The following is a 16,290-nucleotide window of genomic DNA, read 5'->3' on the forward strand; positions in this document are numbered from 1 at the left end:
ATGCCGGTCACCGACATGCACCCGCTGTCGCCCACCGCGCTCGACATGGACCTGCTGCGCTTCTCGACCGCCGGCAGCGTCGACGACGGCAAGTCGACGTTGATCGGCCGGCTCCTCCTCGACAGCAAGCAGATCTTCGTCGACCAGCTCGCGCACGTGGAGCAGGCCAGCCGCCGGCAGGGCTTCGACCGCACCGAGCTCGCCCTGCTCACCGACGGCCTCCGCGCCGAACGCGAGCAGGGCATCACGATCGACGTCGCCTACCGCTACTTCGCCACGCCGCGGCGCAAGTTCATCATTGCCGACACCCCCGGCCACCCGCAGTACACCCGCAACATGGTGACGGGCGCGTCGACGACGAACCTCGCCGTCGTGCTCGTCGACGCCCGCAACGGGATGACCGAGCAGTCGCGCCGCCACGCGTTTCTCGCCAGCTTGCTGCGCATCCCCCACCTCGTCGTCTGCGTGAACAAGATGGACCTCGTCGGGTGGTCCGAGGCACGTTTCGAGGAGATCCGCACGCAGTTCACCGCCTTCGCAGCCAAGCTCGCGGTCGCCGACGTCGTGTTCATCCCCATCTCGGCGCTGCACGGCGACAACGTCGTGGACCGCAGCACGCACATGCCCTGGTTCGGGGGCACGCCGCTGCTCTACCACCTCGAGCACGTGCACATCGCCAGTGACCGCAACCTCGTCGACGTCCGCTTCCCCGTCCAGTGGGTTATCCGGCCGCAGACCGACGCCCACCACGACTACCGCGGCTACGCCGGCCAAGTCGCCGGCGGGGTGCTGAAGCCCGGCGACGACGCGGTCGTGCTGCCCTCGGGGCTCGAGGCGATGATCAGCGCGGTGGAGACCTTCGACGGCCCGCTCGCCGAGGCGTTCCCCCCCATGAGCGTCGTCGTGCGCCTCGCCGACGACATCGACGTGTCCCGCGGCGACATGGTCTGCCGGCCCGGCAACCGTCCCCACGTCGGCCAGGACCTCGACGCGATGGTCTGCTGGATGGCCGAACGGCCACTCGAGCCACGGCGGATGTACGCGCTCAAGCACACCACCCGGTCCGCGCGTGCGATGGTCACGGACCTTCGCTACCGGCTCGACGTGAACACGCTGCACCGCGACGAGACGGCCACCCGCCTGTCGCTCAACGACATCGGCCGGGTCCGGCTGCGCGCCACGGCGCCGATCTGCTACGACCCCTACGCCCGCAACCGCACGACCGGCAGCTTCATCCTCGTCGACGAGCAGGCGAACACGACGGTCGGCGCCGGCATGCTCACCGACCCCGGTCTCGCCGGTGGGTAGGTCTCGTCGAGCCGGTGATCCTGCGCCGTGTGAAGGCTAGCGCGCGAGCGCTCGCCGTGCCGGTCACCCGCGGACGCGAACCCGTCTCGGGGCTGCCGCTGCCGCCGGTGCTGCTGCGCGCCGGCGGCGCGCACTTCCGTGCTGACGCCGACTTCGTGGCAGGCGGCCGGCGCGACGCGCGCAGGCTCGCCGAGCTCGGCCTCCTCGACGAGGGCACGAGCCTGCTCGACCTCGGTTGCGGCGCGGGGCGCCTCCTGATCGGGATCGCCGCCGAGCTCGGGGCGATCCGCTCCTACCGCGGCATCGACGTCGACCAGCGGGTGATCCGCTGGAGCAGCCGCCACCTCGCGCCCCGTGCGCCGTTCGCCGCCTTCGGCGCCCTCGACGTGCGCAACGCGCGCTACAACCCTTCAGGGGCGGCGCTCGACGACCGCTTCCGCCTACCCGTCGCCGACCGCGCCGTCGACACGGTCTACGCCTACTCGCTGTTCTCCCACATGACGGCCGGCGACGTCGGCGTCTACCTCGGGGAGATCCGCCGTGTCCTCGACGCGGGCGGCAGCGCCGTGTTCACCGCCTTCGTGGAGGACGGCGTCCCCGACGAGGCGGTCAACCCGCCCGGCTACGGGCCGCTGGCGTGGCGCGGGGCGCTGCACTGCGTGCGCTACGAGCGGGGCTACCTCGGGGCGCTGCTGGACGCGGCGGGCCTCACGGTCACCGGCTTCCGCCACGGCGGCGAGACCGACGGCCAGTCGCTCTACGTCGTCACGCCGGCCGTGCCGACCTGAGCGGGTCTCCTCCCGCCGCATGCCACAATCGATCCCATGTCCACCGATGCCGCTGAACGGCTGCGCACGGCGCTTGCGCTGTTCGACGACGGGGTCGAGCTCATGCGGGGCAATCTGCGCCGGCGTCATCCCGAGGCCGGCGCGGCAGAGATCGAGCGCCTGCTCGCCGAGTGGCTGGCCGAGAGGCCCGGGGCCGAGCACGGCGACGGGGTCGGCCGGCCTCGTGCCCTGCGCCGGTGAGCGACCGCCTCGCCGACGTCCTTCGCGAGGTCGCGGCCGCCCTCAACGCCCGCGGGGTGAGATTCGCCCTGGTCGGTGGCCTGGCGGTGTCTGTCCGCACGGAACCGCGGTTCACCCGCGACGTCGATCTCGCGGTCGCCGCGGCGGATGACCGCGGTGCCGAGGCGGTCGTCGGCGCGCTCGCACCGCGGTACGAGCCGGTCGCGGTCCTCGAGCACGAAGCGCTCGAGCGCCTGGCCGCCGTGCGGCTCGCTCGTGCGGGTCAGTCCCCGGCAGGCGTGGTTGTTGATCTGCTGTTCGCGTCCTCCGGGGTAGAGCAGGAGATGGTCGAGACGGCGGAGCCGCTGGAGGTCTTCACCGGCACGCGCCTCCACGTGGCTCGAACCGGGCACCTCTTGGCGCTCAAGGTGCTTGCGCGAGACGATCGCCGCCCCCAGGACGAGGTCGACTTGCAAGCCCTCCTCTCCGTGGCCGGTGCCGACGATCTCGTCCTCGCGGAGGAGATGCTCCAGCTCATCGTGCGTCGGGGAGCCAACCGGGGGCGCCAACTCGTCGCGGAGTGGAAGGACCTCGTCCGGGGGCACGGTGACGCAACGGCGCCAGGCGATGCGGCCGGCGACGCGACCGACCGGTGATGTCCTCGACGCGGACGGCAGCGCGGTTTTCACCGCCTTCGTGGAGGTTGGAGGACGCGTCCCCGACGAGGCGCTCAACCCGCCCGGCTACGGGCCGCTGCCGTGGCGCGGCGCGCTCGAACAGCGACTGGCCGTCGGTCTCGCCGCCGTGGCGGAAGCCGGTGACCCGTGAGAGAGTGCGCAGTCGACCATGACCGTTGCTCTTGGAAGGACGCCATTGTGACGGTGTGACGGTTGAGAACCCGAACGGGGGTGGCAAGGGCCCGGAAAAGTGGCTACTCTGGTCACCCAGAGGGGTCAAGGATACCCCCACTAGGGGGGGCATGCGGTGCATGTCCGAGTCTGAGGCATCTCAGCGCCAGGCGAACTCAAAGACGGACGCGCACGTCGAAGGGCGGGGGGAACGTGTCGGAGGAGAGCCGGTCGATTCCGGAGCATAGGGCAGACTCCGTCGGCGCTGCAGCCGTTGAGCCGCAAGGGGCCAGGGAGGACGGCCAGCGTTGGAGTAGCGCCTCCTTGCGCCGCCTCCTCGTTGGCCTCGATGTCGGCGCGTTACTCATGGCCTGGGCTGTCGCCCTGGTCGCTCCGCGGGCAGGCCAGGACGCGAGGACGCTGGTCGCCGCCGTTCTCGAAACGGTGGGCATCACCGGGATGGGGATGGCGCTCATCACTTCTCAGCGGCTGTATCAGACGCGGGTCTGCGCGATCAAGGTGGTGGAGCACACCCGCCTCGCCCGCGCGACCTTGGCCTGCGGGGTTGGCGCCTGGCTTCTTGGTTCGACGACGGCGGCGACGGTCACACCCCTTGCCGCCGCGGCAGGCACAGCCCTGGCATTCCTTTTGCTTGTCATGCTGAGAGGTGGCTACCGGGCGTGGTTGCGCGCACTCCGCTGCAGCGGCCAGCTCTTCCGGAACGTCGTGCTGGTCGGGACGGGTCCGGAAACCTGCCGGCTGGCCCAGTTGTTGCACGACCACCCGGAGCTTGGCTTTCGCGCCGCCGGGGTCGTCGGGGATGACGCAGCCGCCCGTGAGCTCGCGTTGGACGTGCCCTATCTCGGTGGACTGGACCGGACGGTCACGGCCTTGCGCGAGAGCAAGGCCTCAGGGGCGGTGGTCGCGACGACGTGCCTTGGTCTCGACGTGCTGAACGCCGTCGTTCGCCAGCTTCTGGCCGCCGACGTGCACGTGCACCTGTCGCCGGGCTTGCAGGGGGTGGCTCACCGGCGGCTGCGTTCCCAAGCGTTCGCCTACGAGCCGATGTTCTACCTCGAGCAGGCGACCCTGGGCCCCTGGGAGTTCGCCGCCAAGCGCGTCCTTGACGTATCTGTCGCCGGCGTCGCCCTGCTCTTGGCGTTGCCGTTGCTCGCTGTGGCAGCTCTTGCCATCAAGGTCCACGACCGTGGTCCGGTCATCTTCCGCCAGGAACGGGTGGGCCGAAACGGGCAGCTCTTCACGATCTACAAGTTGCGCACCATGGTCCCGGACGCCGAGGCGATGCTGGAGCCGCTCCGCGCGCGGAACGAGCGCCACGGCCCGCTGTTCAAGCTCGGCGACGACCCTCGAGTCACTGCCGTAGGCCGCGTGCTGAGGAAGCTGCACGTCGACGAGTTGCCGCAACTCCTCAACGTCCTCCGGGGCACGATGAGCCTTGTGGGCCCCCGTCCGGCGTTGGCTGACGAAACGGAGCTGTTCAGCGACGCGCTGCGGGCTCGAACGCGGATCCTGCCGGGGATGACCGGGCTATGGCAGGTGGAGGCGAACGACAAGCCGGAGTTCTCCGCATACGAGCGGCTGGACCTGTTCTACGTGGAAAACTGGTCGATCGGCCTGGACATCGCCATCCTCTTCTCAACGGCCGAGGTCCTTATCGTCCGCGCACTCAGCGACCTGCGCGAGGCTCGGCGACGTCCCGCAGCTCACCGGCCCCTGGGCCTGCGGTTGTCGCGTCCGGGTCGCGCCCCCCTGGAAGGCAACGCGTCTAAAGCCGCTTGACGCCTCGCCCCAGGCGCTGGCGCGCCAGCTCGCCGCCCATCCGAGCGAGGAACGCCGAGTTCGTCGCGAGGTAGCGGCGGGTCAGCCGCCGGGGCTCCTGGCACAGGCGGTAGAGCCACTCGAGGCCGAGGCGCTGCATCCACGCCGGTGCCCGCCGCAGGTTGCCGGCGAAGTAGTCGAATGCCGCTCCGACGGCGAGCATCGCTGCGCTGACCGTGCCCTGATGATCCGCCACCCAGCGCTCCTGGCGCGGACAGCCCCGCCCGACGAGGACGACACCCGCTCCCGACTCGTGGATGCGCCGAACGTCCTCCTCGTCTTCTTCCGGCGTCGCCTCGCGGAAGCGGTCGGGCTGGACCCCGGCGACTTGCAAGCCGACGTGCCGGCGCTCCAGCGCCCGCGCACAAGCCCGGGCCGTCTCCTCCGTGCTGCCGTAGAGGTAGACGCTCACCCCCTGACGTGCCGACTCCGCACAGACCCGGTCGACGAGGTCAGGTCCGCTGACGCGGTCGGCCAGTCCCGTGGCGTGCAGCAGGTTCATGGCCCACCGCACCGGCTGGCCGTCGGGTGCCACGATGGCAAGGGAGTTGACCTGCGCGGCCAGCGACGGGTCGTTGACGCACTCCATGAGCCCGTGCACGGCGAGGGCGGAAAGGCCCAGGGAGCGGTGTGCGCGGGCCGCGTCGAGAACTGCGGCGCAGGCCTGCTCGTAGTCGATGACGCTGATCCCGACGCCGAAGACGTCGACCTTGTCGGGGGAGGTTAGTCCCACCGCTGCACGCCGTGTCGGTAGATGTCCTCGAGGATGGCTCTGGTGTCGTAGCGCACTCGCCACTGCGGATAGTGGCCCTGGAAACGCCGGACGTCGCTGATCCACCACTGATGGTCGCCAATCCGGGGCTCTTGGCGATAGGTCCACGCCAGCTTGCGACCGGCCAGTTCCTCGCAGACTTCGATGGCTTCGAGCATCGAGCAGTTGCTGAACCGTCCCCCTCCGATGTTGTAGACCTCTCCCACACGGGGGGCGCGGTAGAAGGCATCGAACGCGGCAAGCAGGTCCTCGCTGTGGATGTTGTCCCGCACTTGCTTGCCCTTGTACCCGAACACCGTATAGCCGGTGCCGGTCACCGTGCACTTCATGAGATACGCGAGGAAACCGTGCAGCTGCGTACCGGCGTGCGACGGGCCGGTCAGGCAGCCGCCCCGGAAGGCAGCCGTGCGCATGCCGAAGTAGCGGCCGTACTCCTGCACGAGGACGTCGGCGGCCACCTTCGACGCGCCGAACAGGCTATGGGTGGTCGCATCGATGCTCATGGTCTCATCGATACCGTGGGTGGCGTAGCGGTGGCTTGCTTCGACCTCCCAGCGGCTGTCGAACTCGACGAGTGGCAGAGCGTTGGGGCGGTCGCCGTACACCTTGTTCGTTGATGTGAAGATGAACACGGTCTCTGCGCAGAACTCCCGCGCGGCTTCCAGCAAAACGAGCGTGCCGTTGGCGTTGACCGTGAAGTCGGTCATCGGATCGGAGGCGGCCCAGTCGTGAGACGGCTGCGCCGCGGTGTGGAGCACTAGAGCGATGTCCTGCCCGTACTCCGCGAAGATGCGCTGGATCGCCCCCACGTCGCGGATGTCCGCCTCGTGGTGCTGGTAGTTGCCGTAGGCGGCCATGAGCGCTTTGACGCTCCAGGCGGTGGAGGCCTCCTTGCCGAAGAACCGCGCTCTCATGTCGTTGTCGATGCCGACGACGACGTCGGCCCGCGGCGCGTAGAAGCGCACCGCCTCGGAACCGACCAGGCCCCCCGACCCGGTCACCACCACCACCACGCTCATCGAGTCTCCTGCCAGCCGTTACGGCACGTCGTGTACCCGTTTTCGAGCTTCCGCCTCATCTTTCCTGGGGCCCATCGATGTGGGGCGCGCAATCTTCACCACTTCGCCATGTCTGCTCACCCGCGCGTCCTGCCAGATTCGCCCCCATACGGCCCGCTCGACGGGTAGGAGCGCAGCCGCCCGCGCTGCAGGGCGAGGCGTCGTAGGGTTCGCGCCGGATCCATGATCAACGCCGGTGCTGCCCACCACACCGCGTGCAGGGGCTGGCCCTCAGCTAGGGCCACGCCCGCGGCGCGGTAGCAGTACGCTGCGGTGTCAATCCACCAGTGGCGAACCGCTTGGCCTCGTCCGCGTTCGAAATCGGCGAACGTGAGCGTGTCCCCCGCCGCCCGCGCAGCGGTTCGTGCGACGAGGTAGCGGGCGCCTTGCCGTTGCGAGCGGAAGTAGCGGGCACTGCTGCTTCCACCGTGCATGCGATAGCCGCCCAAGACCTCCTCGACGCACCCGAGGAAGCCAGCAGCCGCAATCCGTGACACGAAGTCGAGGTCCTCCACGCCTCCCGGGGCATGCCGATGCAGATCCTCGTCGAAGAGGCCGACCCGATCAATAACCGCACGGCGGACGAGGAGGGAGGAGATGGGGAACGGGTTGAGCCGCGCTTCCCGTATCGCGCGCTGCTCTGCCGGCCCCACGCGGTGGCCCGCTACGCCGAGGACGCGGCCCTCTGCACCGACGTGGTGCATGAGCGCTCCCACGCCGGTCCATTCCGGATGCTCTTCGAGCACGTCCAGCTGTCGACTAAGCTTGGTGGGATCCCAAACGTCGTCGGCGTCGAGGAATGCGACGTACTCACCGGCGGACTCGGCGATGGCGCGGTTGCGGGCGGCCGACACGCCGGCGTTCGGTTGCACGATGACGCGCAGTCGCGGATCGGCGATCTCCTGCAGGACCGCCAGGGTGCCGTCGGAGGAGCCGTCGTCGACGACGATGACCTCGACGTTGGCGTGTGTCTGATCCAGGGCGCTGCCGACGGCGGAGCAGACGAACTGCTCGGCGTTGTAGGCGGGGATGACCGCGCTCACCAGCTGACTCTGGAAGTTCACGACCTCAGCTCTCCCGGACTGGATCTTTTTGGCGGTACGCGAGTAGCCACGCTTCCGCCAGCTTTTGATACTCCGGGTCCGCCTGGGTGAGCCGGCGGACGACCGCTCGGGATAGTGGTTGGGTGAGTGCGATGGCGGTGCGTCCGAGGGAAGTTAAGTCGCCGGCCCGGACTGCCCGAAGGTACGCACGGGCGGCCAGCCACCGCTGTCCCCCCAGCAACGGGGCCCAAGCCGACCAGCGGTGAAAGAGGGCCAGGTCGCGCCCGGCCGCGTCGTTGTCAGGGTCGTAACGATCTTTGATCAGTTTGAAATCCTTTAACGCCTCGTGTGCGGCTGTCGTCCTATTCTCGCCATGAAGCCGATAAGCCACGGCGGGGTAGTCGTCCGAGGCGGCCAAGCCTGCGGTGCGGGAGAGACGGATCCACAGGTCCCAGTCCTCCAACTGGTTAAAGGTCGGGTCGAACAAACCCGCATCGTGCAGGGCGCTTGCGTGGACGATGACGCTGGAGCAGCTGCCCGGGATCACGCATGCGGACAAGAGTGCCTCATGAGCCCATTGCGGCTCTGGGGCCCTGCCCCCGCCCACGACGCGCAGCGCGGAGTCGACGATGACGGTGCCCGAGTAACACCATCGGCGGTTGGTCTCGTGCAACAGACGTAACTGGCGCGCCAGCTTCGTCGGTGCCCACAGATCGTCGTCGTCGCAGAATGCGAGCCACTCGTTTGCGGCTGCAGCGATCCCCTGGTTCCTGGCCTCCGCCGGGCCCCGCGATTCCTCGTTGCGGATGACCCGCACTCGAGGGTCGCGAACCTCCGGACAGTCGTGGGAGAGCACTCGCCGAGAGCCGTCGTCGATGACGATGATCTCGAGGTTGACGTCGCGCTGCGCGAAGATGGATCGCAGCCCTACCGAGAGAAGCTCGGGCCGGTTGCGCGTCGGCACAACGACTGTGGCAGCGTCGATGCTCACGAATGCCCTCTGTGGCCTATGACGCGATCCTCCGCTATACCGCGCTGCAACAACCACCAACAGTAGCCCGTGTCGGCCACTGCGGCGATTGCCGAAGCGGCCAGCACACCAGACACGCCGAAGAACAGCATGAGCAGGAGGCCAAGCGGTAGGACAACGACCGTTGCGAGCACTTGGCCCCGGAAGATCAAGTTCGGCCGCTCCAGTGCGCGCAGCGCAACCGCGATGCCGAGATGCGACGCAGTTGCGAAGCTGAGCACGGCCAGCCACAGCAGCAGTGGAAAGCCCAGGTCGTACTGCCCTCCGTAGAGCCCTCGGGCGAGGGCGTCACCAAACGCCAGCAGCCCGACGGCGTACACCGCTCCACCGACAATGCCTGCTGCGAGGACACCCGTCCCTAGCGGACCGTCGCGATCCTCCGCGCGTGCGCGCACCAGACCCGGCAATAAGACGGTGGCGACCGCGGCCCCGGTCTGCCACAGCGGCATGATGAGGTTGATCGCGGCCTTGAACGTGCCCGCTGCCGCCAGGCTCAGGAAGATCGGCATGAGCAGCATGAGGACGTTGGAGTTCGCCCAGTTGAGCCCGCCAGTACCGAGGGCCCATCGCCCGTACTCCCAGTGGGCAGCCAGCATCTGTGAGAAGTCAAACCGTTCACCCGCGTCCCGAAGACGTAGGCGCCAGCGGAGCCACGAGGCCGTGAAGAGGCTGGCCGCGCCCGTCAGCGCGAAGGCCGTGAACACCGACAGTGCACCGGCGCGGTACAGCAGGTAAGCCCCTGGGACGACGATGAGCATGTAGGCCGCACCCGCCGAAACCGCATGACCAAGTCTGGAGCACACGTAGCACGCCCGGCGCATGAGCCACTGGAAGAGGATGAAGGGGGCAGCAACCGCCAGACCGAGCATGGCGGAGGCGAACCCCGCATGGTCGGTCACCGCCGCGATCGCCGCGACGACGAGCAGCGCAGCGCTCACGACGCCGGTAAACGTGAAGTGGCCTCTCAGTACCGCCTCGGCGTAGGCGGAGAAGCGTTCGGTGAAGCGTCCTGCTCCGAAGACCATCATCGGCTCGATCAGCACGGCCTGATGGGTGGTGGCCACGAGGAGGAAGATCCCGAAGGCGACGGCGAAGGCGCCGTACTCGCTGGGCGTCAGCCATCTCGCGAGGAGGATATTGAGCGCGAAGTTCGAGAGGGCGAACAGCGCTTGATCTGCAACCGCCAGCGACACCCGCGGTCCCCACTGCCGGATGCCCGCGAAGGGAGCGGATGTGGTCCGTTGCGGTTGATCCGACACCTGCTACCACGCCGCCGTGGGCTGCTCAAGGTCCACAGGGCTTGACGAAGTCCCGGCGCCAGGCACCACGCCGGTGGAAGGGGCGGCCCGGTTCTGACCCCGCGGGGGGCCACTAGGACCCGGACATCTGCAACGAATCAGCCCCTTCCCCCTCCTTCACGCGGTCTCCAACCGCCTCCGCGACGGCCGCCTCGCTCCACCGTGCCAGGCTCTCCGCGGGCGACCTCCACGGTAGCGCCCGGCTGGCCTCCACGCCCGCGTTGCACGGTCGCTCAAGACCTGACCTGGCGGGGCCGAGGCAACAGGCAACGGTCGTCTCTTGCTGGGACGGCTTCCTGTCCCCCTTGTACGAACCACGGAGCCCCACAATGAAACCAGCCTGCCTGCGGGCCACCACACCAGCCTCACAGCCGGTCCGCCTGTTGACCGCTCTTCTCATTGCCCTCTTGAGCGCGGGGCTGTTTCCGGGGATGTCAGCCGCTGACGCGGCCGGCGCCGGAACCGACCTCGACCGCCTGGCGGGAAGGGATCGGATTGAGACGGCGGTGAACATCTCCCGCGGGGTCTTCCCCGACGGCGCATCCACCGCCGTGTTGGCGCGAGCCGACGCCTACCCCGACGCCCTCGCTGGTGGACCACTGGCTGCTGCACTGGAGGGTCCGATCCTCCTGACCGCCCGCGGCGGGCTGTCGGCCCAGGCCGCCGCGGAACTGCGGCGCCTCGCGCCGACGCGGGTGATCCTCCTGGGCGGCTACTCGGCGCTCGCCGCCTCCATGGAGGAGCAGGTGCGGGCCCAGGGCGTCGCGCAGGTAACCCGCGTTGCCGGGGCCGACCGTTACGAGACGGCGGCGGGCGTCGCACGAGCGGTCGCCAGTAGGGGAACCGTCTCTGCGGTCTACCTGACGGAGGGCGCACACCCTGACCCTCGGCGGGGATGGGCGGACGCGGTGTCTGTTTCGGCACTTGCTTCCCACAAGCGCCAGCCCATCTTGCTGGTCGGTCAGCGCCTTCCCGAACCGACCCGCCTGCTGCTGAGCGAGCTGCGCCCGGGCAAGGCCACCGTCGTTGGCGGCGAGGCCTCAGTTCCTGCCGACGTACTGCAGGCCGTCGCCTCTCTGGGGATTTCGGTCACGAGGATCAGCGGCCCCGACCGCTACGCCACTTCGGCGGCAGTGGCCGACCGAGCGCTGTCTGAGGGCATGGAACCCTCACGCGTATGGCTGGCGACCGGGCGGAACTATCCCGATGCCCTGACCGCAGGGCCGGCAGCCGCACGCAGCGGGTCCTTGCTGCTCCTGGTTGACGGGCGCTCCTACGACCCCACGCGCAACGGCCTAGCCTGGCTCTCGGACAAGCTGTTGACAGTCGAGCAGGTACGCCTGGTTGGCGGCCACGCGGCGATCACCGGCGACGTCCAGGTGCAGCTGGCCCAAAAGCTCAGGAAGGGGCCCAAGGCACCGCAGCCCACGCCCACAACCGAACCTAGTCCCGCACCCGCACCCGCGCCCGAGCCCAGCCCGTCACCCCAGCCGAGCCCCGGCTTGAAGGTCGGCCCCCAGACCGAGACGTGCTCGGGCGTGCGGGTCGCCCCCGGCAACGACCTGCACGCGCTCCTGGCGGGTCATCCCGAGGGCACCACGTTCTGCTTCCAGCCAGGGGAATACCGCCTCGCCGCCGCGCTTCGGCCAAAGAGCGGCCAGCGGCTGATCGGCTCGCCGGGTGCCGTGCTCAACGGCTCGAAACTCGTCACCAACGTGGTGCGTGACGGTACGCGGTGGGTCATCCCCAACCAGACCCAACAGCTGTGGGCGCCGGGAGAGTGCCATCCTGACTATCCCCTCTGCGCTCCTCCTGACCAGGTGTTCATCGACAGTGTGTCGTTACGGCCGGTGGCTACGCTCGCGGCACTGCGCCCAGGCACGTTCTTCTTTGACTACGGGGCCGACAAGATCTTCCTGGCCGACGACCCGACGATCCGCCAGCTGGAGGTCAGCGCCGGTCCGTCGGCAGCCGTCGCCGGTCACCACCGGCAGCAGTGGCCGAGCCCGGTCTCGGACTACGTCGAGGTCGCCAACTTCATCGTCGAGAAGTTCGCCAGCCCCGGGCAGTGGGGAGCCATCGACAGCTTCCATGCGGCAGGATGGCTTGTACGGAACAACGAGGTCCGGTTGAACCACGCGGTCGGTATCCGTCTCGGATCCGACGGACGCATCGCCAGCGGTGTCGCCCGGGGGAATCACGCGCACCACAATGGCCAACTCGGCGTCGGCTCCGGGACCAGCCTCGGCGCACTGATCGAAGGTAACCTCGTTGAGCACAACAACACCGCCGGTTTCCATCCCGGATGGGAGGCAGGCGGCATCAAGGTCGGCGCCACGCGCAACATGACCATCCGCAACAACGTGGTGCACAACAACTTCGGGGCGGGCATCTGGAGCGATGTCGACAACGTGAACCTGCTCGTCGAGGGCAACACTGTCACCGACAATCCCAGCGCGGGCATCTGGCACGAGATCAGCTGGGACGCAGTCATCCGCAACAACTATGTCGCTCGCAACGGTGGATACCATCCGTGGGCCTACGGAGCAGGGATCCAGGTTGCGATCTCTTCCAACGTCGAAGTCTACGGCAACACAGTCGAGGACAACTTCAACGACATCACCGTCATCCAGCAAAACCGTGGCGGCCTTGCACTGGGCAAGTGGGAATCGCGCAACGTCATCGTCCGCGACAACACCATCAAGACAAAGGGTGGCTACACGGGCGCGGCGCAGGACGTCGGCGACCCCAACTGGTACGACACCCACAACATCCGCTTCCAGGGCAACCACTACATCATCGGCACCAATCCAAAGCCGTTCCATTGGAAGGACGCCCGCCGCACACCCGCCGAGTGGCGTGCCTTCGGCAACGACTCGCTGGGCGTGTTCCAGTGACCGTCGCATTACTCCCCTCAGCTCGGCCGGGCGTAGGGCGACACCTCAATCAAGGATGGCGGCGCCACTTCCGGTGAGGACGTGTAGTTGAGACGACCGTGCCCCCGCCGTGGCGGGGGCACGGTCGTTGCCGGCCGGGGTTCGGGGCCGTCAGTCGGTGATCGCGGTGGACGGCGGCTTTGGCGGCCCACCAGCCCTGCAAGCCTGCCCGTCCCTGCTCTAACTAACCGCCACACCGGCCTACCTGCCATCCTCACCTCACGTGGCGCCCGACAGCCATGTGGTGCGTAGCTGCCTGCTCATAGGCGCGCAGTAGCGTCTCTGAGAAGGCGGTGGTGGGCCTCAGCGGACCCGGAGGTATCGGGGCTGGTTCGTTCATGAAACGATCGACGGCGGCCGCCAGGACTCTGGCAGTGGAACCGGGGCTGCTGGGGGCCACGGTGAAGGAAGGGCTCGCTGGCCAATGGCGCACCAGCTCCCTCGGTCCGCCATGAGCCAGACAAACCACCGGTGTCCCGAAGGATAGGGCTTCCGCGACGGCCAAGGTTGATTCGTCATGCAGGGCGGGATGGAGCAGCACGGCGGCCCGCGCGAGGCGCCGATGGAGCTCCTTTCGCTCAACGTGGCCCTCGAAGACCACCCGCTGCTGCAGGCCCCATGCCTTGACCGCTCGCTCCACTCGGCCACGATCTGGCCCGTTGCCGTACACGTGCAGCACCGCGTCCCGGCGGCGCATGTGTCGCAGCGTCCTGACAGCGAGCTTGCAGGCCTTCCAAGGGATGAGACGACCAACGAAGACAACCTCGTGGGTGCGTGCAGGCGGCGGTCCGACCGCCTCGACGGACGCGCAGGCGCCCTGCGGGTAGATGACGGTGCGGCCTGGACTGGCAACCACGGCCGCCGTTTCGACGTTGGCGACCCAGGCCACCGCCGCCTGCCGCTGAAGCCGGGCAATCGGTTGGTGACGAGCCAGGAGCCCCCGCCCTGTCCGGCGGAGCAGGAACTCACCCATGCCTCTGACGCCAAGTTCGGGAATTAGGGGTAACGGCGCCTCCACGCCCCCGCCCAGAGGCCCCCACACGAAAGGCTTGCCGAGCGCGCCCACCCCGGCCCGGGTCCAGTAGGCGCAAAGAGTGGCGTGATGGACCAAATCGAAGTCCACTTCTTCATCGAGCTCCCGAGCACGTTCTTTGGCACGCCGTTGCCATCGGTCCTGGTAGGCGTGGAAACGCAGTGTGCCGGTGTGGAGGAACCTGTCGATGCGCCCGCCGAGAGAGACACCCTCTATGTGGGCACGATCGGCGAGGCGGCGGGCGCGCAGCGCCTCCTGCACGGGCCGAACGCTTCCCGGATGCGTCAAGACCCAGACCTCATGCCTCCGGGTGGCCGCCAGCACGGCCTGCCACCCGACCTCCTGCTCTCCTCCGCGCCCCGGTTCGCACCAGATCGCCGACAGCAGCACCTTCACGGCCGGATCCGGGAACGCTGCGACGGGCCACTTTCCGCCGTCAACCCTGTTGAAGGGTCCTCCGGCTGGCGCATCCACGGCAAGGCACAGCCGATTCCCACGAGCGTCCACAGCCATAGCGCTGTCTGCGGGCCCTCCAGAGTTGGATCGAACACGGCATTCACGAGCATGCCGAGAACCGACAGGGAAAGCCAGGCGGCCAGTCGCCATTGCCGGGTGCCGGGCGCTGCCCGGCGCCGACCGTCGAACATGCTCTTTCCCCAAACGCTCCAAAACAGCAGCCACAGCGCCAGTCCGGGCAGACCGAGACGGGCAAGGAGCGTCATGTGCGAGTTGTGCGCGTTGCGCAGCCGCTGCTCGGTGTCGAAGGACACCTGATACCCGTAGTGATCGGCGAGGTTCGGCCCGAACCCGAGGCCCAAGGGGCCGTTGCGCCCAGCGAGCGTATCTTGCCCGATCTCTCCCCAGTAACTCAGCCGCCAGCGAACGGTTCCTTGCTGCATGCCTTCGGTGCTACCTTCCCCACCCATGAGCGTGCCGACGTTTTCGACAAACTGTGGTAGGGACACCTCTCGACCGTCCACGTCGATGCGAGCGTCCGTGACCGCCACGAGCGCTACCAGCAACAACAGCACGCCGAGCGTGGTTCCCGCAAAGGAGCGGTGTCGCGGAGCGGCCAGGGCGGTGCCGCCAAGGATGAGCGCCGCCGACACGATTGCTCCCCGGTTCGTCGTCCCTGCTATCAGCACGGAGCCCAATGCTGCTGCGGTTGCCAACAGCCGCAAGCGCTGGGCCCGCACGGTCGGTGCTTTGCAACACAGCCACACGAACGACAGGCCGATGGCGGCGTGAACACCGAGATCACCAGGCTTGAAGCCCAGTACCGCCACGTCCGTTCCGGGCATAGTCGGCCCGTACCAAGAGAACCGACGGTTGATGACCACCGCGACACCGGCCCACCCCAGAAACCAGGGAAGGATTCGGACGTACCAGGTCATAAGCAAGTCGAGGAACGGAGGATTGGTGCGTAGCACCACCGCGACGACGAGGGCGAACAGGCTGTAGTAGAGCAACGCTGCATCGCGGACCGCGAGGAGCCCGTACTCAGGCAGGTCCAGGAGGAGGCGTGCCGTTCCGAGAGCCAGGAGGAGGAGGAGTGCTTCGAGCGGCGGCGATCGCAGCAACGTGGGCAGCACCATCGAGCGTCGGCGGAACACGAGTGCAAGCCCGGCTCCAAGGAGGATCTCACCAAGGAAGATGGGGGTGCCCGGCACTCCGAGGTACGCAAACGGACGGTTGAAGAACAGGTAGCCGCACAAGGCGACCGCCAGCATGAACACATAGAGCTCCGGGGACGTCATTCCTCGCATGTGAGAGGTCAGCGGCGGCCGCAGGTCGCGGCCCCTCGATGCAGTAGCGAGCTCCACTCCACCTCCGTGAGGCACCCATGCCGTGGCCGCTTTGTCTCGCGGTGGATGCCTCACGACAAGTCTAGGGCAAGGTGGCAACATTGACGACGCTGTGAACTGCATCGGGCGCGCGCTTCCGCTGGTCCGCTGAACGGAGTGCCCGAGCACCGTTCGGCGGCATCGATGCCATCGGCTCCGGATGAAAGAGGACAGACTTGGAGCGTGACGAGTTCATCCGCTATGCGACCCACAAGCGCGGCAGGGTGTGGCGCGACGACTTCATCGTTTCGCGGTGCTCAGACAAGAGCGTGCT

The 16,290-nt window shown here is 68.2% G+C and carries 14 protein-coding genes; 7 read left to right on the forward strand and 7 right to left on the reverse strand.

Annotated elements, in window-relative coordinates; translation table 11 throughout:
• From VM324_12190 to VM324_12215, 6 genes are all read left to right on the forward strand, one after another.
• The gene (locus VM324_12190; protein ID HVM00043.1) at positions 1-1,308 is read left to right on the forward strand and encodes a GTP-binding protein; all 1,308 of its coding nucleotides are present in this window, start codon (positions 1-3) and stop codon (positions 1,306-1,308) included.
• Positions 1,309-1,337: 29 nt separating this feature from the next.
• The gene (locus tag VM324_12195; GenBank protein HVM00044.1) at positions 1,338-2,096 is read left to right on the forward strand and encodes a class I SAM-dependent methyltransferase; all 759 of its coding nucleotides are present in this window, start codon (positions 1,338-1,340) and stop codon (positions 2,094-2,096) included.
• 36 nt (positions 2,097-2,132) lie between these two features.
• Complete coding sequence (locus tag VM324_12200) at positions 2,133-2,336, forward strand: hypothetical protein (protein ID HVM00045.1); 204 nt, start codon at positions 2,133-2,135, stop codon at positions 2,334-2,336.
• A complete protein-coding gene (locus VM324_12205; GenBank protein HVM00046.1) occupies positions 2,333-2,971 on the forward strand; it encodes a nucleotidyl transferase AbiEii/AbiGii toxin family protein in 639 nt (212 codons plus the stop codon). The genes VM324_12200 and VM324_12205 overlap by 4 nt, the downstream gene beginning before the upstream one ends.
• Positions 2,943-3,143, forward strand: a complete 201-nt coding sequence (locus VM324_12210) for a hypothetical protein (GenBank protein HVM00047.1) — start codon at positions 2,943-2,945, stop codon at positions 3,141-3,143. Before VM324_12205 ends, VM324_12210 begins: the two co-directional genes overlap by 29 nt.
• Before the next feature lie 344 nt (positions 3,144-3,487).
• Complete coding sequence (locus tag VM324_12215) at positions 3,488-4,963, forward strand: exopolysaccharide biosynthesis polyprenyl glycosylphosphotransferase (GenBank protein ID HVM00048.1); 1,476 nt, start codon at positions 3,488-3,490, stop codon at positions 4,961-4,963.
• Here VM324_12215 and VM324_12220 read toward each other — a convergent pair.
• From VM324_12220 to VM324_12240, 5 genes are all read right to left on the reverse strand, one after another.
• Entirely contained in the window at positions 4,950-5,735 is a 786-nt protein-coding gene (locus tag VM324_12220) for a WecB/TagA/CpsF family glycosyltransferase (GenBank protein HVM00049.1), read from the reverse strand. The genes VM324_12215 and VM324_12220 overlap by 14 nt on opposite strands.
• Positions 5,726-6,793 carry an NAD-dependent epimerase/dehydratase family protein gene (locus VM324_12225; GenBank protein HVM00050.1) on the reverse strand — a complete coding sequence of 356 codons (1,068 nt, stop codon included), beginning with the start codon at positions 6,791-6,793 and terminating at the stop codon, positions 5,726-5,728. Before VM324_12225 ends, VM324_12220 begins: the two co-directional genes overlap by 10 nt.
• Before the next feature lie 116 nt (positions 6,794-6,909).
• A complete protein-coding gene (locus VM324_12230) occupies positions 6,910-7,896 on the reverse strand; it encodes a glycosyltransferase (GenBank protein HVM00051.1) in 987 nt (328 codons plus the stop codon).
• A gap of 4 nt (positions 7,897-7,900) precedes the next feature.
• Positions 7,901-8,866: a glycosyltransferase family A protein gene (locus VM324_12235; protein HVM00052.1), complete on the reverse strand. Its 966-nt coding sequence runs from the start codon at positions 8,864-8,866 to the stop codon at positions 7,901-7,903.
• Entirely contained in the window at positions 8,863-10,098 is a 1,236-nt protein-coding gene (locus VM324_12240) for an oligosaccharide flippase family protein (protein HVM00053.1), read from the reverse strand. The genes VM324_12235 and VM324_12240 overlap by 4 nt, the downstream gene beginning before the upstream one ends.
• Positions 10,099-10,586: 488 nt before the next feature.
• On the opposite strand from VM324_12240, the gene VM324_12245 reads away from it, so the two are divergent.
• Entirely contained in the window at positions 10,587-13,100 is a 2,514-nt protein-coding gene (locus VM324_12245; protein ID HVM00054.1) for a cell wall-binding repeat-containing protein, read from the forward strand.
• Positions 13,101-13,353: 253 nt separating this feature from the next.
• Here the strand turns inward: VM324_12245 and VM324_12250 are convergent, their stop codons facing one another.
• Positions 13,354-14,568, reverse strand: a complete 1,215-nt coding sequence (locus VM324_12250) for a glycosyltransferase (GenBank protein ID HVM00055.1) — start codon at positions 14,566-14,568, stop codon at positions 13,354-13,356.
• Entirely contained in the window at positions 14,565-15,902 is a 1,338-nt protein-coding gene (locus VM324_12255; protein ID HVM00056.1) for an O-antigen ligase family protein, read from the reverse strand. The genes VM324_12250 and VM324_12255 overlap by 4 nt, the downstream gene beginning before the upstream one ends.
• Positions 15,903-16,290: the final 388 nt, after the last annotated feature.

The organism is Egibacteraceae bacterium (assembly GCA_035540635.1).
In the GTDB taxonomy this organism is placed as follows: domain Bacteria; phylum Actinomycetota; class Nitriliruptoria; order Euzebyales; family Egibacteraceae; genus DATLGH01.